The organism is Streptomyces sp. NPDC006610, assembly GCF_040611575.1.
GTDB lineage: Bacteria > Actinomycetota > Actinomycetes > Streptomycetales > Streptomycetaceae > Streptomyces.
In genome coordinates this window covers 1-24,401 of sequence record NZ_JBEXOP010000062.1, presented here as the reverse complement: position 1 = coordinate 24,401, position 24,401 = coordinate 1, and the positions used below count along the sequence as shown (strand labels likewise).

The following is a 24,401-nucleotide window of genomic DNA, read 5'->3' as shown; positions in this document are numbered from 1 at the left end:
GCCCGCGACAGCGGCGGCAACCTGTACCGCAACAGCGGTGACGGCAAGGGCTCGTTCGGCGGCCGAGTGAAGATCGCGACGGGCTGGAGCGGCTACAAGGGCCTCTTCTAGCCGTTTCGTGACGTGTGTCACGCCCCCGGCATGGGCATCGCTGGGGGCATGACAGATGACGCCATCGCGAGCGGGCCGTCGGACGAGGAACGGCTGGCCCAGCTCGGCTACACGCAGGTTCTCGCCCGCCGCATGTCGGCGTTCTCCAACTACGCGGTCTCCTTCACGATCATCTCCGTCCTGTCGGGCTGTCTGACCCTCTATCTGTTCGGCATGAACACGGGCGGCCCGGCGGTGATCACCTGGGGCTGGGTCGCCGTCGGCCTGATGACGCTGTTCGTCGGCCTGGCGATGGCCGAGATCTGCTCGGCGTACCCGACGTCGGCGGGCCTGTACTTCTGGGCCCACCGCCTCGCGCCCGCCCGCACGGCCGCCGCGTGGGCCTGGTTCACGGGCTGGTTCAACGTGCTCGGCCAGGTCGCCGTGACGGCCGGCATCGACTTCGGCGCGGCGTCCTTCCTCGGGGCCTATCTGAACCTCCAGTTCGGCTGGGAGGTCACCCCGGGCCGCACGATCCTCCTCTTCGCCGGGATCCTCGTCCTGCACGGCCTGCTGAACACGTTCGGCGTCCGGATCGTCGCCCTCCTCAACAGCGTCAGCGTGTGGTGGCACGTGCTCGGCGTCGCGGTGATCGTCGGCGCGCTGACCTTCGTGCCGGACGAGCACCGGTCCGCGTCGTTCGTCTTCGGCGAGTTCGTCAACAACACGGGCTGGGGCAGCAGCGCCTACGTCGTCGCCCTCGGCCTCCTGATGGCGCAGTACACCTTCACCGGGTACGACGCCTCCGCGCACATGACCGAGGAGACCCGCGACGCCTCCACGGCCGGCCCGAAGGGCATCGTCCGCTCCATCTGGACGTCCTGGATCGCGGGCTTCGTGCTGCTGCTCGGCTTCACCTTCGCCATCCAGTCCTACGAGGGCGCCCGCACCTCCGCGACCGGCGCCCCGCCCGCCCAGATCCTCCTCGACGCCCTCGGCGCCACCGCGGGCAAGCTGCTGCTGCTCGTCGTGATCGGCGCGCAGCTGTTCTGCGGGATGGCGTCGGTGACGGCCAACAGCCGCATGATCTACGCCTTCTCCCGCGACGGCGCACTGCCCTTCTCCCACGTCTGGCACACGGTCAGCCCCCGCACCAGAACGCCCGTGGCCGCGGTGTGGCTCGCCGCGGGCGGCGCCCTCGCGCTCGGCCTGCCGTACCTGATCAACGTCACCGCCTACGCGGCCGTCACCTCGATCGCCGTGATCGGCCTCTACATCGCCTACGTCATCCCCACCCTGCTGCGCCTGCGCAAGGGCGACGCCTTCGAACGGGGCCCCTGGCACCTGGGCCGCTGGTCCCGGGCGATCGGCGTGGTGGCGGTGGCCTGGGTCGGCGTGATCACGGTCCTGTTCATGCTGCCGCAGGTCTCCCCGGTCACCCCGGAGACCTTCAACTACGCCCCCGTCGCCGTCCTGGTCGTCCTCGGCTTCGCCGCGACCTGGTGGCTGGCCTCGGCGCGCCACTGGTTCCTCAACCCCGACCACCCCCGCGCCCGCGCCCACGCCGGACCCCGCGTCACGGCCCCGGAACCGGCCGACCCGTGACCCCCGAGGCCCTGCCGCCGACGCGGAGACAGCGCGTTGTCCGATACCCGATCGGCGACAGGGCGTCGTCCGGCTATGCTCGGGGAGGCAACATCGCCTGGGCCCTTAGCTCAATTGGCAGAGCAGTGGACTTTTAATCCATTGGTTGTGGGTTCGAGTCCCACAGGGCCTACACCTCACAGCGCCCCGGCCTGGTTCACGAACAGGCCGGGGCGCTGCTGCGTTGGACGTTCCCGCGATGCCGTGCGGTGTCCCTCACCAGGCCCTGAGCCCGCCCGGCAGGCCGTTGTCAGTGGGGGGCGTTAGTCTCCGCGTATCCGGATCGTTCGGCTGTTTCGTCCCGGTTCGGGGCGGTTTCAGGAGGGCATCATGGCATCGCGTCTCAACCCGTACATCAGCTTCGACGGCGACGCCCGGCAGGCGCTGGAGTTCTACAAGGAGGTCTTCGGCGGCACGCTCCGGCTCAGCACCTTCGGCGAGATGGGCCAGGGGGAGGGCCCCGACGCCGAGAAGATCATGCACGGCATGCTGGAGACGCCGGCCGGCTTCACCCTGATGGGCGCCGACAACCCGCCCGGGATGCCCTACACGCCCGGCACCGACCACGCGGTGAGCGTCAGCGGCGACGACGACGCCGAGCTGCGCGGCTACTGGGAGAAGCTCTCCGCCGACGGCACCGTCACCGTGCCGCTGGAGAAGCAGATGTGGGGCGACGTCTTCGGGATGTGCACGGACCGGTTCGGGGTGCAGTGGATGGTCGACATTGCGGAGCCGGAGGAGGGCTGAGGCGGCGAAGGCGGCCGCAAGGGCGAGACGGGGGACCGCGGCAGGTGCGAGGCCGGGACGGTCAGACTGAGGGCGAGTCCTGTCCGTTCCTGCTCCCCGGGTGGATACGCCGATGCCCCTGCCCCACGTCCTGCTCTCCGCCGCCGTCTCCCTCGACGGCTACCTGGACGACACCGGCCCCGACCGCCTGATGCTGTCCGGCCGGGCCGACTTCGACCGGGTCGACGAGGTACGGGCGTCCGTCGACGCCGTCCTCGTCGGCGCCGGCACCATCCGGGCCGACAACCCGCGGCTGCTGGTCAACTCCCCCGAGCGGCGGGCGGCGAGAGTGGCGGCCGGCAAGCCCGCGTACCCGCTCAAGGCGACCGTCAGCGGCTCCGGCGACCTCGACCCCGGCGCCGACTTCTGGCACACCGGCGGGGAGAAGGTCGTCTACACGACCGCCTCCGGCGCCGAGCGACTGCGCGCCGCCCGGATCGCCGCGGACGTCGTCGCCCTCGGGGACGCCCTCGACTGGCGGGCCGTGCTGCGGCACCTGCACGACGAACGCGGCGTTGGGCGGCTGATGGTCGAGGGGGGCGGCGTCGTCCACACGCAACTGCTGCGGGCCGGGCTCGCCGACGAACTCCAGCTGGTACTGGCCCCGTTGCTCGTCGGGCAGCCGGACGCCCCCCGACTCTTCGGACCCGGCCCCTACCAGGGCGGACGGCTGCGGCTCGTGGAGACGCGGGCCATCGAGGACGTCGTCCTCATGCGCTACGAGCCCACCGCACCCGGCGCCGGGCAGCTGCCGTCGGCCGCCGACCGGCGCTGGCTGGCGCTCGCCTGCGAGCTGGCGGAGCGGTGCCCGCCCTCGCGCACGGCGTTCAGCGTGGGGGCCGTGGTCGTCGCGGCGGACGGCGCCGAACTGGCCCGCGGGCACTCGCGCGAGGGCGGGGACCCGGTCGTCCACGCGGAGGAGGCGGCGCTCGCGAAGATCGCCCCGGACGATCCGCGGCTCGCCGGAGCCACGGTGTACAGCAGCCTGGAGCCGTGCGCCCGACGCGCCTCCCGGCCGCGCCCCTGCGCCCGGCTGATTCTGGACGCGGGTGTCCGCCGGGTGGTGACCGCCTGGCGGGAGCCGGACACCTTCGTCACCGGCGCGGACGGCAGCGGACTGCTCGCCGCGGCCGGCGCCGACGTCGTCGTCCTGCCGGAACTGGAGGAGCGGGCCAAGGCGCCCAACCGTCACCTGGCGGGGTGAGGAGTGTCCGTCGCCGGTGGGGCGGAGCAGCGGTGGAGCGGGCGGGGCGCGCCCTCCCGTCCGGCCGGCGCGCTGCCCGCTCCCCGTCCGGCGGACCGCCCATCGGCCCAACATCCGCTGCGCCTCGCCGCGCGCCGGGTCACGCTGCCCCTGGGTGAAGCAGCACGGCAGGACGGACGCGGAGGCGGCGCGCATGAGGGCCATGAGAGCCACGAGGGCTGTGAGAGCCACGAGGGGCACGAGGGTTGCGAGCAGGCGGGTGGTCCTGGGCGTGGCCGGCGCGGGGCTCGCGGCGGCGCTGGCCGGCGGGCTGGTCGGGGCGTGCGGGGTCATGGACGCCGGGGGACGGACCATGGTGCGCGCGCTGCCCGCCGACGCCGGGTTCACCCACCCCGGCGTGCTGGTCAACGCCCGGCAGCTGGACGTCGTACGCGAGAACGTCACCGCCGGACGGCAGCCGTGGCTGAAGGCCTACCTCGACATGCGGGACAGCCCGTACGGGTCGTACCGACACCGGGCGCGGCCGGTGAGGACCGTCCACTGCCCCGGCGGCAGGGCCGGGCGCGGCTGCGCCGCCGAACGAAAGGACGCGATCGCCGCCTACACGCAGGCGCTCCTGTACGGCGTCACCGGCAAGCGGCAGCACGCCGAAAAGGCGATCGAGATCATGGACGCGTGGTCGGAGAGGCTGCGCCGGCACACCGGGGGCGACGCCGCGCTGCAGGCCGCGTGGACCGGCGGGACCTGGGCGCGGGCCGCCGAGATCGTGCGGCACGCACCGGGCGCCGGATGGGAGGCCGGGTACATGCGGCGGTTCGAGGGGATGCTGCGCACCGTCCATCTGCCCGAGGTCACCCGGCCGGGCCGGGCCGACGACGGTCACCGGGAGCTCGTCGCCGCCGACGCCGCCCTCGGCATGGCCGTCTTCCTCGACGACCACCGCGCCTTCGACGCCGCCCTCCGCCGCTTCCGCGAGCACGTCCCCGCCCAATTTCCGCTGGAGCGGGGCCGGTCCGCCGCCCGCACGGACTGCCGGCACCTGCGGCGGACCGGCGCCTCGCTCGCCGCCGCCGCGCACATCGCCGAGACCGCCTGGCACCAGGGCGTCGACGTGTACAGCGAGGTGGAGGACCGGCTCAGGGCCACGCTCGACCGGCAGGCGGCGGGGCTGCGGCGGTGCGGGGGGACGGCCGGGCCGCCGCCGGCGGTCGTCCTCAACCACCTGGAACAGCGGCTCGACAAGCCCGCCGCGGCCGCCCGCAGCGCTGCTGCCCGGCCGGGGGCCCTTGCCGGCACCGACCACCGCTTCGTCGCCTGGGAGAGCCTCACCCACACCGGCAACCCCGGCGGCTGAGGAGCGGGCGGTCCGGGTCGGCGAAAACCCTGGCGTGAGGGCTCCCGCGGATGGCGTACACTGGATTCATCGACGCGGGGTGGAGCAGCTCGGTAGCTCGCTGGGCTCATAACCCAGAGGTCGCAGGTTCAAATCCTGTCCCCGCTACTGAAGGCCCAGGGCCGGAATCCTGATCAGCAGATCATGGGTTCCGGCCCTGAGTGTTGTCCGCGCCGACCGCGCTGTCCGCGGCACGCCCTCCACCTCGGTCACGTCAGGTAGTCGTACGACCGTGCACGGGTAACATCTGAGACACCGTCATAAACTCGTCCGCTCCTGAGCCCGGGTCAACTCGCCCGGTTTTCGCCGCTCGTGAGCCGTACGTCCCGGCCGAGAACGTTAATGATCAAGCTGAACGGCTTGGAATTCAGGCCCCGGTTCTATTAACGTCCGATAACGCAGCGCGGTCGTCCCAGCCGTCACAAGAGGCGGCTCCGTGCGCACACGCCGAATCCCGCAAGGGAACCGGGGAACCATCACCTTGGGGTGAATCGGGCGTAGGCCGCCGTATCGGCACGGATGGTTTACGCGCGTAGGAGACCTTCCTGCTCCGAACCCGTCAGCTAACCCGGTAGGCGAGAAGGAAGGAAAGGAGTACGCCCACGTGGCGTCCAACCCGCCTGCCCCGCAAGCCCCGTTCTTCCCGGCACCGCGCTCCGAGGACACCGTCGTCTACGGCGGACAGCGCACCGACGAGGGGCCGTGGGAGGAGTGGAACCCCACCGCCGACTCCGTCCGCCCCGTCCGTGGCAAGCACCGCGTCGCCAAGCAGCGCGGCGGCGGACTCGCCCGCAGCTCCACCGTTCTCGGCGTCGGCGTCATAGCGGCCGTCGGCGCGGGCGGCATGGCCACCGCGCAGACCGGCAAGCCGCCGGTGTCGATCTCGATGCCCGACCTGCCCAACGTCGGCTCCCTGCTCTCGGACGACGCCGAGGACGCCGCCGACACCGCCGTCGCGCAGACCGCCGCCGCACCGCTCAGCGGCGCCGGTGTCACCACCGCCGACACCGCCCAGGGCACCACCGACGCCGGCGAGGCCCTGCGCGCCCGGATCATCGCCCAGGCCGAACAGCAGCAGGAGCAGGTCGAGAGCAAGGCCGCCGCGGAGGCCGTCGCCGCTGCCGAGAAGGCCGCCGCCGAAGCCGCCGCCAAGGCCGAGAAGGAGGCGGAGGCCAAGGCCGCCGCCGCCAAGGCCGCCGCGGAGGAGGAGGCCCGCAAGAAGGCCGAGGCCGAGCGCCTCGCCGAGCTGGCCCGCCAGTACACGCTGCCGACCTCCTCGTACACCCTCACCTCGACGTACGGCCAGGCCGGCGCCATGTGGTCGTCCGGCTACCACACCGGCGTCGACTTCGCCGCCCCCACCGGCACCCTCATCAAGGCCGTCCACACCGGCACCATCACGCAGGCCGGCTGGGACGGGTCGTACGGCTACAAGACCGTGCTCACCCTCGAGGACGGCACCGAGATCCTCTACGCCCACCAGTCGTCGATCAGCGTCACCGTGGGCCAGAAGGTCAACACCGGCGACGTGATCGGGCGCGTGGGCGCCACCGGCAACGTCACCGGCCCCCACCTCCACCTCGAGGTGCGCACCGGCGACGGCGGCGCCGTCGACCCCATCGCCTGGCTGCGCGACAAGGGCCTCAACCCCTGACGTCCGCCGCCGACGCGGCACACCTTCGATCCCCGGCGGTCCTGACGGCACCCCCCCGACGTCAGGGCTGCCGATCGCGGGTCCTCACGTCCGGTACGGGTTGTACTGCGCCGGGTGCCACGCCTGCGGCCCCGCCGCCCACGGGGGTACGGCCACCGGTGCCACCGGCGCGGTGACGCGCGCCGCGTGCTCCAGCGCCGGACGGGCGACCTCCCGCCGGGACCACAGCTCCCGCAGCAGCTCACCCTCCCGCACGGCGAAGTCCGCCCCCGCCCTGCCCTGCCGCAGCCGGCGGCGCAGCTGCGCCAGCGAGGTCGCGCGGGACTGGTACTCGGCCACCGTGCGCGCCGCCGGCCGGCCCAGATGGTGGCCGGCGTACTCGCGGGCCAGCCGCCGCGCCCGCAGCGAGCCCAGCGCGTACGGCTCGGCCGGAGCGAGCCAGCCGGCCGCGGCGTAGGCGGGCAGTTCCTCGCGCACCGTGCGCAGTGCACGCTGCCGGCTCCAGATCACCAGCCACGTCAGCAGGCCGAACACCGGCACCATGAAACCGCCGTACACCGCGAAGAAGCCGTACTCGCCGAAGGTCGCCGAACCGTTCCACAGGGCGTGCATGCCCATCGCGAGCAGCAGCCCGCCCAGCGGCGGCAGGATCCGGCGCAGCCGCTGCCGCTCCCCGGCGAGGGCCGCGAGTCCGAAGCCGATGCCGGTCAGGACGGTGAACAGGGGATGCGCGAAGGGCGACATGACGACCCGGACGAAGAACGTCGCCGCCGTGACCGTGGCGATGCCGTCACCGCTGAGCCGGTCGGCGCCGAAGGCGTTGCCCAGGTAGAGGATGTTCTCGGTGAAGGCGAAGCCGGTCGCGGTGATCCCGGCCAGGACGACGCCGTCGACGATGCCGGTGAGATCGCGGCGGCGGAAGAGGAACAGCAGCAGGACGGCGACGGCCTTGGTGGTCTCCTCGACGACCGGCGCTATCACCGTCGCGCCGAGGGTGTTCGCGCTCGCCGGGTCGGCGGTCGCCGTGGCGATCCAGCGGACGGCGAAGCTGTTGGCGACGATCGCCATCAGCGCCGCCGCACAGGCGCCCCAGGCGAAGGCGAAGGCCAGATTGCGCCAGGGGCCGGGATCGACGCGGTCCAGCCAGCGGAAGACGGCTATCAGCAGCGGCACCGGCAGGACCGCGAGTCCGAGGCCGACCAGGAACCCGTCGGTGCCGGTCTCCTCGCGGACCAGGGCGAGGATGACCAGCCCCGACATCGCCAGCAGCGTGGTCAGCGCGGCGTAGCCCAGCCGGCGCCGGCGCCACCAGGGCGCGTGCGCCGGGACGCCGCCGTCCGGAGTGGCTAAGGGCGTCGGGTGCGGGGGACCGGTGGCCACTGCGCCCCCTTACGGCAAGGACCGGTGCGGTACGCGGCGGAAGAGCAGGTCGTTCACGGCATGGCCCTTGTCCAGGCCCTGGCCCTCGAAGCGGGTGAGGGGGCGGAAGGCGGGGCGTGGCGCGAAACCGCCGTCGGGGCTGGTGTTCTCGTACGCGGGGTGCACGGTGAGCACCTCCAGCATCTGCTCGGCGTACGGCTCCCAGTCCGTGGCGCAGTGCAGGATCGCCCCCGGCCTCAGCCGGGCCGCGGCGAGGGTGAGGAAGTCCGGCTGGATCAGCCGCCGCTTGTGGTGCCGCTTCTTCGGCCAGGGGTCGGGGAAGAAGACGCGCAGCCCGTCGAGGGAGTCGGGGGCCAGCATCTCGCGCAGCAGGATGATGGCGTCGCCGTTGCCGACCCGGACGTTGGCCAGGCCGTTGCGCTCGGCCAGGCCCAGCAGGTTGCCCTGGCCGGGGGTGTGCACGTCGACGGCGAGGATGTTGGTGCCGGGGTCGGCGGCGGCCATCTGGGCGGTGGCCTCGCCCATGCCGAAGCCGATCTCCAGGACGACGGGGTGGTCGTTGCCGAACAGCTCGGCCAGGTCGAGGACGCGCTGCCCGTCGATGTCCAGGCCCCACCGGTGCCACAGCCGTTGCAGGGCGTCCGCCTGCCCGGCGGTCACCCGGCTCCGGCGGGGCTGGAAGCTCCGGATCCGCCGCTCGAAGTGCGACCCGGCGGGATCCGCCTTGGGCCCGTCCGGGAACCTCGGCTCCGCCTTGTCCCGGCCGCGCGACGGAGCGGTGCCGGGGGAGGCGGAGCGGGGGGCTTCGGGGGTGTTCACGGAGTCAGACACAGTGGGGTCGATTTTACGGGCGGCGGGGGCGTGCGGCGTGCGGAGACGGTGCCGGTGCCATCCCCGGCGCGGTCCGCGGGGCGCCGACGCCCGTACGCGGTTCTGCGTTCGCCGGGTTGTCGGTGGCATGCGGTCCCGCGCCCGCCCGGCTTCCATCGGTACGCGGTTCCGTGCCCGTCCGGCCCTTGCGGGCGCGCGGTTCCGGGCCCGCCCGGCTCCCGCCGGTGCGCGGTTCCGCGGCCGCCCAGTCCTCGGTGACACGCGACCTTGCGCCCCTCCGGACCTCGGCGGCACGCGCACCCCCTCACGCTCACGCCCCACTCAGCACCCCCAGCACCCGCCGCGCCACCTCCCGGCCGATCGGCAGCGACGCCGTGGCCGCCGGGGACGGGGCGTTCAGAACGTGGACGACGCGCGGCGACTCCCGGATCAGGAAGTCGTCGGCGAGGGAGCCGTCGCGCAGCACCGCCTGGGCGCGCACCCCGGACGACGCCGGGACCAGGTCGTCCTGCGTCACCGCCGGGAGCAACCGGCGCACCGCCTCGGTGAACGCCGCCTTCGAGGCGGAGCGGCGCAGCTCCCCGGCGCCGTACCGCCAGTGGCGGCGGGCCATCCGCCAGGCGCCCGGCCAGGTGAGGCTCAGCGCCAGCTCGCGCGGGCGGACCACGCCCGGGCCGTAGCCCTCGCGGGCGAGCGCCGGGACGGCGTTGGGACCGATGTGGACGCCGCCGTCGATGCCGCGGGTGAGGTGCACGCCGAGGAACGGGAACGCCGGGTCGGGGACGGGATAGACCAGGCCGCGGACCAGCTCGGGCCGGGCCAGCTCGTAGTACTCGCCGCGGAAGGGGATGATCCGCATGCCCGGGTCGTCGCCGGTGAGCCGGGCGATCCGGTCGCAGTACAGCCCGGCGCAGTTCACCAGGGCCCTGCCGCGCAGCACCGCGCCGGCCGCCGTGCGCACGGCCACGCCCAGGGACGGGCGGCGGTCGACGGCGACGACCTCGGCGTCGTAGTGGATCCGCGCGCCGGAGGCGTCGGCGAGCCGGCGGGCGACCTCGGAGTAGTCGCAGACGCCCGTGGTGCCGACGTGTATGGCGGCCAGGCCCCGCACCTCGGGCTCGTACTCGGCGATCTGCGCGGCGACCAGCTCCCGCACCGGTATGCCGTTCTCCCGGCCGCGCTGGACCAGGGCGTGCAGCCGGGGCAGCTCGGACCGCTCGGTGGCCACGATGAGCTTGCCGGTGACGGCGTGCGGGATGTCGTACTCGGCGCAGAACTTCACCAGCTCGGCGGCGCCGCGCACCGCGAACCGCGCCTTGAGGGAGCCGGGGCGGTAGTAGACGCCGCTGTGGATGACGCCGCTGTTGCGGCCGGTCTGGTGGCGGGCCGGGCCCGGCTCCTTCTCCAGCACGGTCACGCGGGTGCCCGGCGCGGCGCGGGTGATCGCGTACGCCGTCGACAGGCCGACGATCCCGCCGCCGATCACCAGCACGTCGCAGTCGTAGGCGATCTTGTGCACCTGTTTCACCTCCCGGCTTCGATAGTGCACTGCGCCACTGACAATGCCCTCAAACCCGGGTTCCCGCCCGGAACCGCCCGGCGGGCCGTTCCGGGCCGTCGCCGTACCCGGTCAGGCGGGCGCCATGAGCAGCGGCCGGGCCCGCTCGCGCAGCTCCACGACCCGCGGCTCGTCGCCGTACGGCTCCAGGCGGTGCAGGAGGTCCCGCACGTACTCGGTGGTGCGTGCGGAGGAGATCCGGCCGGCGACCTCGACCGCCCGCACGCCCTGCTCGCAGGCCGCGTCCAGGTTGCCGGACTCCAGTTCGGCGACGGCGGAGACGACGAGCCGCAGCCCGTGCGAGCGGACGAACTCCTCGGTGGGCCGGGACAGGGCCTGCTCGGTGAAGCGGCGGACCTGGCGCGGGGCCTTCAGGTCGCGGTAGCACTCGGCGGCGTCGGCGGCGAACCGGTCGTAGCCGTAGAAGCCGAGCCAGGAGGGGTCGCTGTCGCCGTCGCGGGAGCGCTCCAGCCAGGCTTCGGCCGACTTCAGGGCCGCGCCGGCGGCCTGGGCGTCCCCGGCGCGCGCGTGCGCGCGTGCCTCGACGAGACGGAAGAAGCTCATGGTGCGGGCGGTGGCCAGCCCGCGGTTGCGCTCCAGGGCGGCCTGCGCGAGGTCGACGCCCTCGTCGCCGAAGCCGCGGTAGGTGGCCTGGAGGGACATGGAGGCCAGGACGTAGCCCCCGAGGGGGACGTCGGCCGCCGCGCGCGCGAGACGCAGCGCCTGGATGTAGTACCGCTGGGCGGCCTCCTGCTGGCCGGTGTCGAAGGCCATCCAGCCCGCGAGCCGGGTCAGTTCGGCTGAGGCGCCGAACAGGGCGCGGCCCACCTCGTCGGAGTAGGAGCCGAGCAGCAGCGGCGCGGCCTCCACCCGCAGGCACTCCGGCACCATCGACGAACGCCAGTCGCCGCCCCCGTACTTGGAGTCCCAGCGCCGGGCGTCCTCCGCGGCCTCCCGCAGCTTGCGCACGTCGCTGTGGCCGACCTTGATCGGCGTCCCGGCGGCCTCGGCGGGGCCGGCGTCGCGGGCGACCGAGCTGTCGGCGGGCGTTATCAGCCACCGCGAGGCGGGGGTGGCATAGGCGCTGACCGCGAACGACCCGGCGAGCGACTGCCAGATGCCGCCCGAGCCCGCCCGCCGGCCGGCGAGGTCCAGCCGGTACAGCTCCGTCGCCGAGCGCACCGCCTGTCCGACGTCCCGGGGGAAGGCGAGGCCCACCTCCGGAGCGGGGTCCGCGTCCGCCAGCCCGATCTCGTGGAGCGGCACAGGGCGGCCGAGCTTCTGCCCTATCGCGGCGGCGATCAGGTGCGGCGCGGCGCCCTGCGGCACCATGCCCTTCGACACCCAGCGCGCCACGGAGGTCTTGTCGTAGCGAAGCGTCAACCCGCGTTGCGCGCCAAGGTCGTTGACGCGTCGCGCGAGGCCGGCGTTGCTGATTCCCGCGAGGGCGAGAACGGCGCCGAGTTTTTCGTTCGGCCCGCGTTGCTCCCTGGACATGCGCCACCCCTCGACACAGACGGCTGCCGCTCTGGCATAACCGCGCGGCATTCGTAAACCCAGCGTAGTTCGCCGCATCCCAAGCGTTAAGAGGCATAGTTCCGGATGGCGGGATTGTGGCGCGTACGGAAGTACGGTCCCGGTACGGACTGTTGCGGCGTGCCCGGCGCGTGCCCCGGGGTGTGTGGCCATGCGCCCGCCCGTGCGCTCTCCTCCGGCCGGCCGGGCGGGGGTTCCATGGCTGTGCGTGGGTCGGCCCGCTGTGCTGGACCAGTGGGCTGGGGGATACCGCCGCCTACATCCCCGCTGGCGGCGGACCGGTCCGGGAGACGAGTGGCGTCTCCCGGACCGCGCGCGTGCGCCGGTGGTGCGCCCAGCCTGTACGGAGCGTGTGCGCGGCGCGCGCAGCTGCCGGACCCGGCCCGGGATTTGGCCGAAAATATACCCCTGTCCATGAAGGTCAATTCCCGCTGCTACCACGGGATTTGAGGGCGCATTGGCGGTTTGCGGGGAGCGCGCCGGGGGCGCATTCGCATCGGCTCCGCGTGCACCGCGGCGGATGCCGGACGCCGCACCGGGGAGAAGTGTGCACATGCGACCGGCACTTGGCAGGAGTGCGCGGGCGCATTTCGATGGCCTCCTAGCGGCTCCGCCGCCGCTCCGCGGCGCGTCCTTCGTGGCAGCATGGGGAACCGGTTCCGGAAGTGCACTGGTTGTCCACAGCTTGTGGAGGCGTCGATGCGGTGGTTGGTGGGATGGAGCAGCACCGCCGCGGGCGTCGCCGGTCCCGGCTCGGCGGGCGCGACCGGTCACGACGGCGAGACCCTGCACCCGGTGGGTTCCCAACTCCTGTGGGGCGACCCCGATCCGCTGTGGGCGGTCGGCGACTGGCGCCCCGACGAGGTGCGCGTCGTCACGGCCGACCCGGACACCCGGATCGCGGTGCTCGGCACCTGCGGCGCCTCCGACGAGGCCCTGCGCGTCGGCCTGTTCGCCGCGCGCGGCGGGGCGCTGCGTCATCTGACGGCCTGGTCCGGCAGCTACACGGCGGTCGTGCGGATCGGCCGGCGGATCACCGTCTGCGGCGACATCGCCGGCGCCCGGCCCGTCTTCCACACCCCCTGGGCCGGCGGCACCGCCTACGCCACCGCCGCGCTGCCGCTCGCCGACCTCATTGAGGCCAACCTCGACTTCGGCCACCTCGCCGCCCTGCTGGCCGCCCCCGACGTCCCCGACGCGCTGCACGACTCCACCCCCTACGACGGCGTACGGCGCGTTCCGCCCGGGCACGCTCTGATCCTGCGCGCCGGTGCCCGCGAGGTCGCCGGGTACGAGCCGGTCGCCTCCCTCGCGGTGGCCGCGCCGCCCGCCGACCCGGACAGCGCCGTGGACGGCGTGCGCGAGGCGCTCGTCGAGGCCGTACGCGCCCGCCTCGCCGCGCCCCGCCACGTCCCCGGCGCCGACATGGACCCCGGCCCCGTGCCCGGCATGGGACCGGCCGAGCGGCGCGCCGCGCGCGGCATGCCGGTGCCCGGCATCGGGGCCGACCTCTCCGGCGGCCCGGCGTCGGCGACGCTCGCCCTGCTCGCGGCGGGCCTGCCCGGAATGCCGGGCACCATCCTGGGACACGGCACGGGCGCGGGGGAGCGGCTGCTGGCGGTCACCTTCAACGATCTGGCGGTCGGCGGCCAGGAGGCCGAGCTGGAGCGGGCCGGGGCCCTGGCGGCCAACCCGCGCCTGCACCACGTGGTGGTGACCGGCGGCGAGGACACCCTGCCGTACGCCCATCTGGAAGGGCCGCTGACCGACGAGCCGGCGTCCACCCTGGTGACGGCCGCCCGCCACCGCGCCCGCCTCGCCGCCGGCAGCGCCGACCACCTCACCGGCCACGGCGCCCGCCAGGTGCTCGACGCCCACCCCGCCCGCCTCGCCGACCTGCTGATGGACCGGCAGCGGCGGCACCTGGTCCGCCCGGTGGCCGCGCTGGCCAGGGCCGACGGCTCGGTCCTGGTTCCCGCGCGGGTGTACGCGGCGGCGCGGCGGCTGGCCCGCACCACCTATCGGGAGGGCCTGGAGAGCCTCGCCGACCAGCTGCGCCGGCACCGCTTCGAGGACCCCGGCGGAGCGGTGGAGGCTTCGCTGGCCGCGCTGACCTGGGCGAGACCGGGGCCGGCGGCGCGCTGGCTGACCGGGGAGGCGCTGGCCGAAGTATCGATTCGCTTGCAGCGGGCGACCCACCGCTCGGGCATCGGCCCGGGCCTGCGTCCCGGCGACTTCCGCGCGCGGGCGGCCCTGGCGCGGGCCGCGGCCGACCTGCGGGTCCTGGAGCAGGCGGCGGAGATCCGCTTCCAGCGGCTGCACGCCCCGTTCCTCGACAACCAGGTCGTCCGCGCCTGTCTGGCCCTGCCCGAGTCGCTGCGGGTCAAGCCGGGGGCGCGGGCGGCGATCCTGCGCACGGTGTTGAAGGGGGCGGGCGTCGACGGCCTGCCGCCGGGTTGGGGCGCGCCCTCGCAGGCCCCGGCGGCCGCCGCCGAACGGACGGGGCTGAGGGTGGCCGTGGACTCGCTCGTGGAGCTGTTCGACACGCCGCTGCTGGCCGAAGCGGGGCTGGTGGAGGCGCGGGTCGTCCGCAAGGCGCTGCGCGCGGCGGCCCAGGGCGAGCCCCTGCCGCTGGACGGCCTTGCGGACCTGGTCTCCCTGGAGCTGTGGCTGCGCCGTCTGCTCGCCCGCCGGGGCACCTGCTGGACGGGAACTCCGGCGCGTGCGCGTGCGGTGCCGACGGGCATCCAGCCGCGGCGGGGGGCGCTGGCGCCGGGTGGGTAGTGCGGGTCGCTAGGCGGGTTGTTGAGGGCGGATCGGTGCTTCAAAGCGGGAGTGGTGCTCTCGCATGTATGCAGTGATCTGGCACAGGTGCTCTGCTCTGGGTGGCGACCGCTGCCCAAAGTCGGGAGCACTGATCCGCTTCCTGTGCACCGCTCCGGACCGAGCGCTCCGCTCCAACAGATGTGCACCGCTCCGGATCGAGCGTCCCGCTCCGAGGGGTGTGCGCCGCTCCGGACCGAGCGCCCTGCTCCAAAATGTGTGCAGCGCTCCCGGTTGAGCATCCTGCTCCAAGATGTGTGCACCGCTCTCCGGACTGAGCCGCCCAGCCCCCAGCAATCACGTGTGCACCGCTCCGGGCGCACGGCTCTCCCGCCGGACGGGCGTGAGCGGGTTCGCCCAGGAGGACGCGCGAGGCTTCGCCGAAACCTTTCGGCGTCTCAGGAGCAGGTGAAGGACGAGTTCGCCCAGTCCGCCAGCGCCACGTCGTCGAAGTGGCTGTGCGGCTCGACCACCAGGCGCACGGTCTCGCGCCCGGCGAGGCTCACACGGATCGGCACCGCCGCGTCGCCGCCCTTGATCCGGCCCGACCTCCACAGCTGGTCGCCGTCCGCGTAGACGGAGAAGTAGACGTGGCCGAGCTTCTGCGTCAGGTCGTCCACCCCGACCACGGCGTCGTACGAGGTGCAGGCCCGGTTGAGGTCGATGGTGACGGAGGAACTGCCCTGCACCGTCGCGCCGTGCGCGTACGTCGTGTCGCCGATCGACAGGCCCTGGCGCTGCCAGACCCAGCTGCTCTCCGCCATCCGCAGCTCGGGCCCGGTGCCGTCGCCGTTGACGTCGTACGACAGCTCGCTCAGCTCGAAGGCGGCCGGAGCGGGCGGCGGCGTCGGAGCCGGGGTGGGTGTGGGGGTCGGGGTGGGCGTCGGGGTCGGGGTGGGCGGGGGGCTCGGCTTCCGGGAAGGGGACGGCGTGGGGGCGGGGGTCGGCGTCGGGGTGGGCGTAGGCGTCGGGGCCGCCGCCGGGACGGCGGGGGGCTGCGGCTCGGGCTCCTCGGGGGCCGGGACCGGGGCGGGCGGCTCGGGCAGGGCGGCCGGCGCCGACACGGGCGGTCCGGCCTCCGGCTTGCGGGCCGGGGCCTCGCCGCCGACCAGCGCGAGCGCCAGGGCCGCCGCGGCTGCGACCGCGACGACACCGGCCGCGATCCCCGCCTTCACCGGCGCGCCCAGCCCTTCCGAGGCCGCCGCGCCACCGCCCGCGCCCGCTCCGCCGGACGAACCGCCCGCCGCCGCGGCAGCGCCGGCGGCGCCCGCCGCACCGGCTCCCGCGCCCCCGGCGACGAGCCCGGCCGCCTTGGCGTACCCGGCGGCGCCGAACCAGCCGATGACCGCGACCGGCACGACCGCGGGGATGCCGCCGGCGAGCTCCTCGATCTGGCTCGCCGCCAGTCGGCACCTGGCGCACTCCTCCAGGTGCTTGCGCAGCCCCCGCTCCGCGCGCGTGCGGAGCCTTCGGCGGGCGTACGTGCCGAGCTGGTCGGCGTAGCGGGCGCAGCCCTCGTCGTCCGCGAGGGACGTGCTGACGTGGGCCTGGAGGTAGGCCTGCTTGAGGCCCTCGCGGGCGCGGCTGGCCAGCACGCGCGTGCCGTTGGCGTCCAGCCCGAAGAGCGTGGCGACCTCGCTCGGCGACTCGTCCTCGACCTCGGTGTGCCACAGCACGGCCTGCCAGCGCTCGGGCAGAGAGCGGAACGCCTGCATCGCCAGCGACTGCTCGGCCTCGTGCATCGCCCGCACGTCGGCGCCCAGGTCGAGCGTGTCGGTGTCGGACACCTCCGAGGTGCGCGTCGCCTGTGCGGCGAACACCGCGAAGTCGTCGACCAGGTGCTCCCGCTTGGCGGAACTCGTCCAGTTCGCGGCGACCCGGCGGACCGTGGTGAGCAGATAGGCGCGCACGGCGTGCTCGGGCCCGGAGCCGCCGCGCACCGCCTGGAGCACGCGCGCGAAGACCTCGGCGGTGAGGTCGTCCGCCGTGTGGGCGTCCCGGCAGCAGGTGCGCGCATACCGGCGCACGGCTTCGGCATGGCGCCGGTACAGCTCCTCGTACGCCGTGTCGTCACCCTCGCGCATCCGCCCGATCAGCTCGGCGTCGGACGGCGGCAGCTCCACCGGCGGCGGCAGGACGCTGTCCTCCCGCCAGTCGCGCTGCGCCGGGACGCCGTAGGGCAGGTCGTCGGCATGGTCGGCGTACTGGACGTCCGGTCGCTCCTTCTGGCTCGGCACCAGCGGCGACGGCACGGCGTCGCCGTTCTCCGCGCCGCTCTCGCCGAGTGCCTCGTCCCGCCCGTCAACGCTCATCGCGCCGCCCCCGCCGCCTGCCGAACCGTCCAGAACACCGGGTCAGACTGCCATATTCGAATGTGTTCCGGACGGGCCCCGGGGACCATTTACCCGTTCGTGGGGTTTCACCGCGAACCAGTGCAAGACGTCACTCGAACGGGGCAGAATGCAACCGCCTCCGCCCCGCATCGAGTTGACGGACCTCACCCGCACGGGCCGGACCGGCGTCGGCGAGCGCGGTCGGCGGCTCCGCCTCGGGACCCCACCGCACCGGCCCGGACCGCACGGAGCCCCTCCGCACTCGCACCGGCCCCGTCCGCCGCGAACCGCGTCCGCGCCGGACCACCGCGTGTCCGGACCACCGCGCGTCCGCGGCGAACGCCGCCCGCGCCGGACCACCGCGCCACGACGGACCTCACTCGCCCCGAACCACCGCGCCCACGCCGGTCCGCAACCGCCCCGGACCACCGCGCGCTCACGCCGGCCGGGACCGCAGCCCTTCCAGCAGGATGTCCAGCAGCCGCGCCGACGCCGCTGCCTGCTGCGCCGGGTCCGGCAGCGACGGGGCCGCCGTCGCGATCACCAGCAGCACGTCCGACACCGACACGTCCGGCCGCAGCTCGCCCGCCGCGCGCGCCCGCTCCACGAGCCGGCCCACCACCTCGAGCAGCGCCGCCGCCCCCGCGTCGTCCTCCGCCGGACCGCCCTCCGGCACCAGCCGCAGCTCGCCGGAGGCCGGCTGCATCCGCTGCTGCGGCACCCGCGCCTCCTCCGAGCCCGCCGCCTCCGTGCCCTCCTCCTGGTCCGGCACGCCGACCCGCAGTATCTGCGGCGGCAGCAGCCGGCCCGCGCCGGACGCCACCGACGTGCGCAGGAAGCGCGACAGCGCCGACCACGGCTCGTCCTCCTGGCCGAGCGCGGCCCGGGCCTGGTCGGTCAGCCGGGAGGTCTCCTCCTCGGCTATGCGCCGCACCAGGACGTCCTTGCTCGGGAAGCGCCGGTACACCGTGCCCACGCCCACGCGCGCGCGCCGCGCCACGTCCTCCATCGGCGCGCCGTACCCCAGCTCGCCGAAGACCTCGCGCGCCGCCCTCAGCACGTGCTCCAGATTGCGCTGTGCGTCCACCCGCAGCGGTGTCGTCCGCGGCCCGTCCCCGCGTCCGTTCCCCACCGCCGCGCCGACCGCGCCGCCCGCCCCGACGGCGGACGCGGTAGACCAACGAGAGTCCTGAATGTGCATACGAATTCCCCCGGTAATGACGTCTCCCCCCGGAGACTCTCCCCGCCATCGGCACCGGAGCGCGTGGAACGAGCCTGGACCACGAACCCGCCCGTCGCGGGCCCGATGAGCGCATCCCCCTACACCCCGTCGGCATACGAACATAGTTGAGTGAGCGTCAATTCAGAAGGGGGAGGTTCCGCACACTGCGCCCCTCGATCGGAGTACGGGTCGTATACGTCCTGATTCCGCCCCCTTGAAGCACCCGGCGTACGCCCCTGACCTGCGGCGCTTATCCGGACCCTGTCATTTCGGCCAACTCCGGGCGCCCTCGGCGTCCGGTCACACAAATTGCCGGGCCTGTGGACAAACGAAGGCGCCGGGTGCGTCATGGGATGGTGAAGGAACGTGCGCGCATTCTCGTTGTCGGCGGCGGCTACGTCGGGATGTACACGGCCCTGCGCCTGCAGCGGCGGCTGAGAGCCGGACTGGGACGCGGCGACGCCGCGATCACGGTCGTCACCCCCGACCCGTACATGACGTACCAGCCGTTCCTCCCGGAGGCGGCCGCAGGTTCCATCTCCCCCCGCCACGTCGTCGTACCGCTGCGCCGCGTCCTCGGCCACTGCGACGTCGTCGTCGGCGAGGCCACCGCCGTGCGCCACGCCGAGCGCGTCGCCACCGTCAGCACCCTCGCCACCGAGGAGGGGGCGGGCGAACGCCGGCTGCCGTACGACGAACTCGTCCTCGCCCCCGGCTCCGTCTCGCGCACCCTGCCCGTCCCCGGTCTCGCCGACCACGGCATCGGTTTCAAGACCGTCGAGGAGGCCATCCGCCTGCGCAACCACGTCATCGAGCAGATGGACATCGCCTCCTCCACCCGCGACCCCGCCGTCCGCGACGCGGCCCTCACCTTCGTCTTCGTCGGCGGCGGCTACGCGGGCGTGGAGGCGCTCGCCGAGCTGGAGGACATGGCCCGCTACACCGCGCGGTACTACCACAACGTCCCCCCCGAGGACATGAAGTGGATCCTCGTCGAGGCCTCCGACCGCATCCTGCCCGAGGTCGGCCCCGAGATGGGCCGCTACGCCCTCACCGAACTGCGCCGCCGCAACATCCAGGTGCTCCTCGGCACCCGCCTGGAATCGTGCGCCGACCGGGTCGCCGTCCTCAGCGACGGCCAGCGCTTCCCCACCCGTACGGTCGTGTGGACGGCCGGTGTCAAACCCCATCCGCTGCTCGCCGCCACCGACCTGCCCCGCGACGCGCGCGGCCGGCTGGTGTGCACCGCCGAGCTGGCCGTCGAAGGACACGCGCACGCGTGGGCCGCGGGCGACGCCGCCGCCGTCCCCGACGTCACCGCCGCCGAGCCCGGCGCGAGTTGCGCCCCCAACGCCCAGCACGCCCTGCGCCAGGCCAAGGTCCTCGGCGACAACGTCGTCCACTCCCTGCGCGGCGAGCCCCTGGAGACGTACACGCACAAGTACGCGGGCTCCGTCGCCTCCCTCGGGCTGCACAAGGGCGTCGCCCATGTGTGCGGACGCCGGCTCAAGGGCTACCCCGCCTGGCTGATGCACCGCGCTTATCACCTCAGCAGGGTGCCCACCGTCAACCGCAAGGCGCGCGTACTGGCCGAATGGACCCTCTCCGGCCTCTTCAAACGGGAGATCGTCTCCCTCGGTTCACTCGAACATCCCCGTGCGGAGTTCGAACTGGCGGCCGGTGGAAAGCCTTCTCAAGACCCGAACGAGTCGAACTGACCCCTCCGAGGAACTACCGCGGCCACCCCGGCGTCTGACGGATGTCGGCCCGGTCGGCCACCCTGCCAGACTGTGCCGCACAGCACAGCGGACCCCCGCACGCCCTGCCCGCAGAGGCCCTCCCCCAGGGACCCCGGGCCGGGTCCGGAGCCGGCCGACGACCACTACACGAGGCAAGGATTCGTGAACTTCACGCGCTGGAGCGCTCGGCTCCCCGGAACGCAGCGCCGCGCCGCAGCGCGGACCGACCACCAGGTCGCCACTGACCGCCGGGGAGGTGACAACGCCGTCCCCGCGGCCCGCGCCGAACAACTGACCGACGATCCCCCGTCCGTCCCCGCCATGGACGACCTGCCCGCGCGCGACATCCTCGAACGGGTCCCCGCCCTCGTCGCCCTCGTCCACGGCCCCGACCACCGCCTCGCCTACGTCAACGACGCCTACGCCACCGCCTTCGGAGCCCGCCCGCCCGGCGAACCCGCCCGCGCGGCCCTGCCCGAACTGTGCGAACTGGGCCTCCTCCCCCTCCTCGACCAGGTCCTGCGCAGCGGAAAGCCCCGCACGGTCAAGTCCCGCAAGGCCCTCGACGGCCGCTCCTACACGTTCACCTGCACCCCGGTCGCCGAGGCCGCCGGCCGCGCCCCCCGCGGCCCCGGTGTTCTCGTCTTCGCCACCGACGTCACCGACCACGCCGAGGCCGCCGAACGCCTCAGAGCCAGCGAACGACGCCAGCGCGAGACCGCCGTCACCCTCCAGCGCTCCCTCCTCCCCCAGGAGCTGGAACAACCCGACGACCTGCGCATCGCCGCGACCTACCAGCCCGGCGGCACCGAGGCCGCGGTCGGCGGCGACTGGTACGACGTCATCACCCTCGGCGGCGGCCGCACCGCTCTCGTCATCGGCGACGTCATGGGCCGCGGGGTGCGCGCGGCGGCCGTCATGGGCCAGCTGCGCACCGCCGTCCGCGCGTACGCCCGCCTCGACCTGCCCCCGCACGAGGTGCTCCAGCTCCTCGACGGCCTCGCCGCCGAGATCGACGCCCACCAGATCGCCACCTGCGTCTACGCCATCCACGACCCGAACGAGGGACGGCTGGTGTACGCCTCGGCCGGCCATCTGCCCATCCTCGTCCGCGACGAGAACGGCAAGGTGCTGCGCGCCGACGAGCCGACCGGCCCCCCGCTCGGCACCGGCGGCTGGATGCACGCCTCCGGCTCCGTCCCCCTCGCCCCCGGCTCCACCGCCGTCCTCTACACGGACGGCCTGGTCGAACGCCGGGACGCCGACCTGGACGAGGGCATCGAGGCCCTTCAGCGCGCCCTCGCCGGAGCCACCGGCACCCCGCAGGTCATCTGCGACCGCCTGATGCGCTCGGCCGGCGTCACCGCCGACCACGACGACGACGTCGCCGTCCTGGTCCTCCAGCACCCCGCCCGCACCGGCGCGGACGGCGACCTGTTCCGCAACGCCGCCCTGGATCTGCTCGGCGGCGTCGAAGCAGCGCCCCGCGCGCGGGCCTTCGCCTCCGGCGTCCTCACCAGCTGGCGGTTCCCCGCCGAGCTGCACGACCTCGGTGTCCTCGCGGCCAGCGAACTCGTCGCCAACTCCCTCCAGCACGGCACCCCGCCCATGCGTCTGCGGCTGCGCCGCACCGACCGCCGCCTCATCGTCGAGGTGACCGACGGCGACGACCACCTCCCCAGACGCCGCCGCGCGGAACCGGGCGACGAGTCGGGCCGGGGCATCGCCATCGTCGCCACCATCGCGTCCAACTGGGGCTGCCGCCGCACCCCCGGCGGCGGCAAGGCGGTCTGGTGCGAGTTCGTCCTCCCGGGGACCGGACCCGCCACCGGCGCCGGTTAGGCCGACACCGACTCCGCGGAGGCCGCCGGACCTCGCGCGACGACCCGGTTCCGGACCGCCCACGGCCGGTCCTGCGCCTCGGTCAGCCGCCGCCCCAGCCGCACCGCCAGCACGGTGATCCCCAGCGAGAACAGCAGGAAGGTCACGACGTACGGCCCGTGCAGCGAGGCGCCCATCGGCCCGCCCACCGCCGGCCCGACGGCCAGCGCCAGCTGCTTCACCAGGGCGAACGCCGAGTTGTACTGCCCCGCGAGCCCTGTCGGCGCGAGATCGGCCACCAGCGGGGCCACCGTCGGCGACAGCATGGCCTCACCCAGCCCGAACAGCGCGTACGTCGACACGAACGCAGCCGTCGCCATCTCCTGGCTGACGCTCCCCAGCCCGGCGAACCCCGCCGCGACCCAGGCCACGCCCCAGATCAGCCCCACGGCCGCGATCACCCGCGACCGCCGCCGCCGCTCGACGAACCGCAGCACCGCGAACTGCGCCACGACGATCACCAGCGTGTTGGCGGCCAGCGCCGTCCCCAGCACGGACGTCGAGATCCCGGCGGCCTCCACGCCGTACGCGCTCAGCCCCGACTCGAACTGGCCGTAGCAGGCGAAGAACAGCACGAACCCGAGCACGCACAGCTGCACCATGGCCCGGTTGCCCAGCAACTGCTTCCAGCTGCCCCGGCCCGACCCCGCCGGTGCGTCCTCGATCCGCGGCGAGTGCGGCATCCGCACCGTCGCCAGCACCACGACCAGCAGCAGGAACATCGCCGCCTCGATCGCGAACAGCAAAGTGAAGGAGGAGGCGCGGCTGGTGTCGACCAGATGGCCGCCGATCAGCCCGCCGACGCCGAGACCCAGGTTCTGCAGGAAGAACTGCGTGGCGAACGCCCGCGACCGGGTCTCTGCCGTCGAGCAGTCCACGATCATCGTCGCCAGCGCCGGTTGCATCACGGCCTGCCCGGCCCCCAGCGCCCCCGCCGACAGCAGCACGGCCGCCGCACTGCCCGCGAGCCCAAGGCTCAGCGCCCCCAGAGCGGCGGTGACCAGGGCGGCGAGCAGCACCGGCAACGGACCCCGGCGGACGATGGCCCGCCCGGCGAACGGCAGCACGATCAGCGCCGCCACGGCGAAGACGGCGAGCACCAGCCCGGCCGTCACCGCCCCGAGCCCCCGCACCTGCGCCACATAGACGTACAGGTAGGGGACGGTGAAACCGAGCCCGAACGCGCTGAGTGCGTTGCCCATGTGGATCCGGCGCATCGCAGCGCCCATCGCCCTGGTCACGCTCACCTCTCTCATCTCGGAAGACGGCGACCTCGGAAGAGGACCATCAGAAGTTAGGAGTGAAGACTTCGAACCTAAAGTTCGAAGCTAAAGAGTACACATCCAAGGACTTCGACGCCAAGCGCCCGCATGGGATACTCGGGCCCCATGGGCGACACCCCCGGCCTCAACGAGCCGACACTCGAAGAACAGATCGCCGCCTACCAGCGCGAGTTCCAGGACCTCGACCCCCAGGTCGAGAAGATCGTGTCGGCGCTGTCCCGCCTGAACCGCCGGATGAACGTCGCGTACGGCCGCCAGACCGCCGCCCTCGGCATCAGCAACGCCGAGTGGGAGGTCCTCAAGGCCCTCGTCCTCTCCGGAGCCCCCTATCGGATGGGTCCCAGCGAACTCGCCAAGCGTCTCGGGCTGACGCCGGCCGCGATGACCCACCGGATCGACCGGATGGTCACCGAGGGACTCGTGACCCGGGAGCGGGACGAGTCGAACCGCGTGCGGGTGATCGTCGAGCTGACCCCCGACGGCCGCGAGAAGTGGCTGGAGGCCATGCGCCTGGCCACGGTCTTCGAGGAGGAGCTGCTCCAGGACCTCTCGCCCGAGGAACGGCTCGCCCTGGGCGAGGTCCTGACCAGACTCCTGCGCAGGGTGGAACACGCCCAGCCGGACGCCGGCGGGCGCCTGGCCGACCTCGACTGAGGGCCAGTCCCGCCCTTGACGGGGGATGCTTGACAGCCCCCTGCCCGATCCGTAAGGTTCTTCGGGTTGCCGCGGGGCCGTAACGGTTCTGCCGACGACACCTTCCGCCGCGACAGCGGCACTCACACCACAGCAAGATCTCCCGACGGGGTTGATTTCGGCGTGCCCGAATTCAATTCGAATAGGGGCTCGGCGGCCCGATTGGGAATCGCCGGGAGGATCCGCTAAGGTTTGAGACGTCGGAACGGCCCAACGGCCGGGAAGGCAAACCCCGCTGACTGGGGATCAGGTCGGAAAAGGATCTGATAGAGTCGGAAACGCAAGACCGAAGGGAAGCGCCCGGAGGAAAGCCCGAGAGGGTGAGTACAAAGGAAGCGGCCGTTCCTTGAG

16 protein-coding genes, 2 tRNA genes and 1 riboswitch are annotated in these 24,401 nt (G+C 73.8%); of the genes, 11 read left to right on the top strand and 7 right to left on the bottom strand.

Translation table 11 applies throughout. From position 1 onward, the window contains the following. Positions 1 to 159: 159 nt before the first annotated feature. The 7 genes from ABZY13_RS31810 to ABZY13_RS31780 all read left to right on the top strand — a co-directional run bounded on the left by ABZY13_RS31810 (position 160) and on the right by ABZY13_RS31780 (position 6,771). Positions 160 to 1,695 (top strand): amino acid permease, encoded by a 1,536-nt coding sequence (locus ABZY13_RS31810; RefSeq protein ID WP_356636957.1) that lies wholly within the window; start codon positions 160 to 162, stop codon positions 1,693 to 1,695. A gap of 99 nt (positions 1,696 to 1,794) precedes the next feature. After that, positions 1,795 to 1,867: transfer RNA gene (locus ABZY13_RS31805), tRNA-Lys, on the top strand. 197 nt (positions 1,868 to 2,064) lie between these two features. Continuing rightward, a complete protein-coding gene (locus ABZY13_RS31800) occupies positions 2,065 to 2,481 on the top strand; it encodes a VOC family protein (RefSeq protein ID WP_356636955.1) in 417 nt (138 codons plus the stop codon). Between the two features lie 112 nt (positions 2,482 to 2,593). Next, complete coding sequence (locus ABZY13_RS31795; RefSeq protein WP_356636953.1) at positions 2,594 to 3,724, top strand: dihydrofolate reductase family protein; 1,131 nt, start codon at positions 2,594 to 2,596, stop codon at positions 3,722 to 3,724. Between the two features lie 220 nt (positions 3,725 to 3,944). After that, the gene (locus ABZY13_RS31790; protein ID WP_356636951.1) at positions 3,945 to 5,078 is read left to right on the top strand and encodes an alginate lyase family protein; all 1,134 of its coding nucleotides are present in this window, start codon (positions 3,945 to 3,947) and stop codon (positions 5,076 to 5,078) included. A 73-nt stretch (positions 5,079 to 5,151) separates the two neighbouring features. Next, positions 5,152 to 5,225, top strand: a tRNA-Met gene (locus ABZY13_RS31785). A 327-nt stretch (positions 5,226 to 5,552) separates the two neighbouring features. Continuing rightward, positions 5,553 to 5,710: riboswitch (cyclic di-AMP (ydaO/yuaA leader) on the top strand. An 11-nt stretch (positions 5,711 to 5,721) separates the two neighbouring features. Beyond that, on the top strand, positions 5,722 to 6,771 hold the full coding sequence (locus ABZY13_RS31780; protein WP_356636949.1) for a M23 family metallopeptidase: 1,050 nt from the start codon (positions 5,722 to 5,724) through the stop codon (positions 6,769 to 6,771). A gap of 84 nt (positions 6,772 to 6,855) precedes the next feature. On the opposite strand, the gene ABZY13_RS31775 is transcribed toward ABZY13_RS31780, so the two are convergent. The 4 genes from ABZY13_RS31775 to ABZY13_RS31760 all read right to left on the bottom strand — a co-directional run bounded on the left by ABZY13_RS31775 (position 6,856) and on the right by ABZY13_RS31760 (position 12,037). Beyond that, positions 6,856 to 8,151 (bottom strand): PrsW family intramembrane metalloprotease, encoded by a 1,296-nt coding sequence (locus tag ABZY13_RS31775; protein WP_356636947.1) that lies wholly within the window; start codon positions 8,149 to 8,151, stop codon positions 6,856 to 6,858. Positions 8,152 to 8,160: 9 nt separating this feature from the next. Then, positions 8,161 to 8,982: a tRNA (guanosine(46)-N7)-methyltransferase TrmB gene (trmB, locus tag ABZY13_RS31770; RefSeq protein ID WP_356636945.1), complete on the bottom strand. Its 822-nt coding sequence runs from the start codon at positions 8,980 to 8,982 to the stop codon at positions 8,161 to 8,163. A gap of 310 nt (positions 8,983 to 9,292) precedes the next feature. Next, a complete protein-coding gene (gene lhgO / locus ABZY13_RS31765; RefSeq protein ID WP_356636943.1) occupies positions 9,293 to 10,501 on the bottom strand; it encodes an L-2-hydroxyglutarate oxidase in 1,209 nt (402 codons plus the stop codon). Between the two features lie 111 nt (positions 10,502 to 10,612). Then, a complete protein-coding gene (locus ABZY13_RS31760) occupies positions 10,613 to 12,037 on the bottom strand; it encodes an MFS transporter (RefSeq protein ID WP_356636941.1) in 1,425 nt (474 codons plus the stop codon). A gap of 738 nt (positions 12,038 to 12,775) precedes the next feature. On the opposite strand from ABZY13_RS31760, the gene ABZY13_RS31755 reads away from it, so the two are divergent. Then, entirely contained in the window at positions 12,776 to 14,860 is a 2,085-nt protein-coding gene (locus ABZY13_RS31755; RefSeq protein WP_356636939.1) for an asparagine synthase-related protein, read from the top strand. Between the two features lie 437 nt (positions 14,861 to 15,297). Here the strand turns inward: ABZY13_RS31755 and ABZY13_RS31750 are convergent, their stop codons facing one another. Together ABZY13_RS31750 and ABZY13_RS31745 are read right to left on the bottom strand one after the other, a co-directional pair. Continuing rightward, positions 15,298 to 17,211 (bottom strand): sigma-70 family RNA polymerase sigma factor, encoded by a 1,914-nt coding sequence (locus tag ABZY13_RS31750; RefSeq protein ID WP_356636937.1) that lies wholly within the window; start codon positions 17,209 to 17,211, stop codon positions 15,298 to 15,300. Positions 17,212 to 17,668: 457 nt separating this feature from the next. Continuing rightward, on the bottom strand, positions 17,669 to 18,433 hold the full coding sequence (locus ABZY13_RS31745; protein ID WP_356636935.1) for a helix-turn-helix domain-containing protein: 765 nt from the start codon (positions 18,431 to 18,433) through the stop codon (positions 17,669 to 17,671). Between the two features lie 374 nt (positions 18,434 to 18,807). Between ABZY13_RS31745 and ABZY13_RS31740 the strand changes: the two genes are divergently transcribed. Together ABZY13_RS31740 and ABZY13_RS31735 are read left to right on the top strand one after the other, a co-directional pair. Then, positions 18,808 to 20,172: an NAD(P)/FAD-dependent oxidoreductase gene (locus ABZY13_RS31740; protein WP_356636933.1), complete on the top strand. Its 1,365-nt coding sequence runs from the start codon at positions 18,808 to 18,810 to the stop codon at positions 20,170 to 20,172. Between the two features lie 183 nt (positions 20,173 to 20,355). Then, positions 20,356 to 22,035: a SpoIIE family protein phosphatase gene (locus tag ABZY13_RS31735; protein WP_356636931.1), complete on the top strand. Its 1,680-nt coding sequence runs from the start codon at positions 20,356 to 20,358 to the stop codon at positions 22,033 to 22,035. Here ABZY13_RS31735 and ABZY13_RS31730 read toward each other — a convergent pair. After that, positions 22,032 to 23,303, bottom strand: coding sequence for an MFS transporter (locus ABZY13_RS31730; RefSeq protein ID WP_356636959.1), 1,272 nt, complete (start codon positions 23,301 to 23,303; stop codon positions 22,032 to 22,034). The genes ABZY13_RS31735 and ABZY13_RS31730 overlap by 4 nt on opposite strands. Positions 23,304 to 23,462: 159 nt before the next feature. On the opposite strand from ABZY13_RS31730, the gene ABZY13_RS31725 reads away from it, so the two are divergent. After that, a complete protein-coding gene (locus ABZY13_RS31725; RefSeq protein WP_356636929.1) occupies positions 23,463 to 24,011 on the top strand; it encodes a MarR family transcriptional regulator in 549 nt (182 codons plus the stop codon). Positions 24,012 to 24,401 lie beyond the last annotated feature (390 nt).

Excerpts from the sequence above, each read along its gene's own strand:
- ABZY13_RS31740 (WP_356636933.1), top strand. The coding sequence starts at position 18,808 with ATGGTGAAGGAACGTGCGCGCATTCTCGTTGTCGGCGGCGGCTACGTC.
- ABZY13_RS31725 (WP_356636929.1), top strand. The coding sequence starts at position 23,463 with ATGGGCGACACCCCCGGCCTCAACGAGCCGACACTCGAAGAACAGATC.
- ABZY13_RS31755 (WP_356636939.1), top strand. The coding sequence starts at position 12,776 with ATGCGGTGGTTGGTGGGATGGAGCAGCACCGCCGCGGGCGTCGCCGGT.
- ABZY13_RS31795 (WP_356636953.1), top strand. The coding sequence starts at position 2,594 with ATGCCCCTGCCCCACGTCCTGCTCTCCGCCGCCGTCTCCCTCGACGGC.
- ABZY13_RS31745 (WP_356636935.1), bottom strand. The coding sequence starts at position 18,433 with ATGCACATTCAGGACTCTCGTTGGTCTACCGCGTCCGCCGTCGGGGCG.
- ABZY13_RS31730 (WP_356636959.1), bottom strand. The coding sequence starts at position 23,303 with ATGGGCGCTGCGATGCGCCGGATCCACATGGGCAACGCACTCAGCGCG.
- ABZY13_RS31750 (WP_356636937.1), bottom strand. The coding sequence starts at position 17,211 with ATGAGCGTTGACGGGCGGGACGAGGCACTCGGCGAGAGCGGCGCGGAG.
- ABZY13_RS31760 (WP_356636941.1), bottom strand. The coding sequence starts at position 12,037 with ATGTCCAGGGAGCAACGCGGGCCGAACGAAAAACTCGGCGCCGTTCTC.
- ABZY13_RS31810 (WP_356636957.1), top strand. The coding sequence starts at position 160 with ATGACAGATGACGCCATCGCGAGCGGGCCGTCGGACGAGGAACGGCTG.
- ABZY13_RS31800 (WP_356636955.1), top strand. The coding sequence starts at position 2,065 with ATGGCATCGCGTCTCAACCCGTACATCAGCTTCGACGGCGACGCCCGG.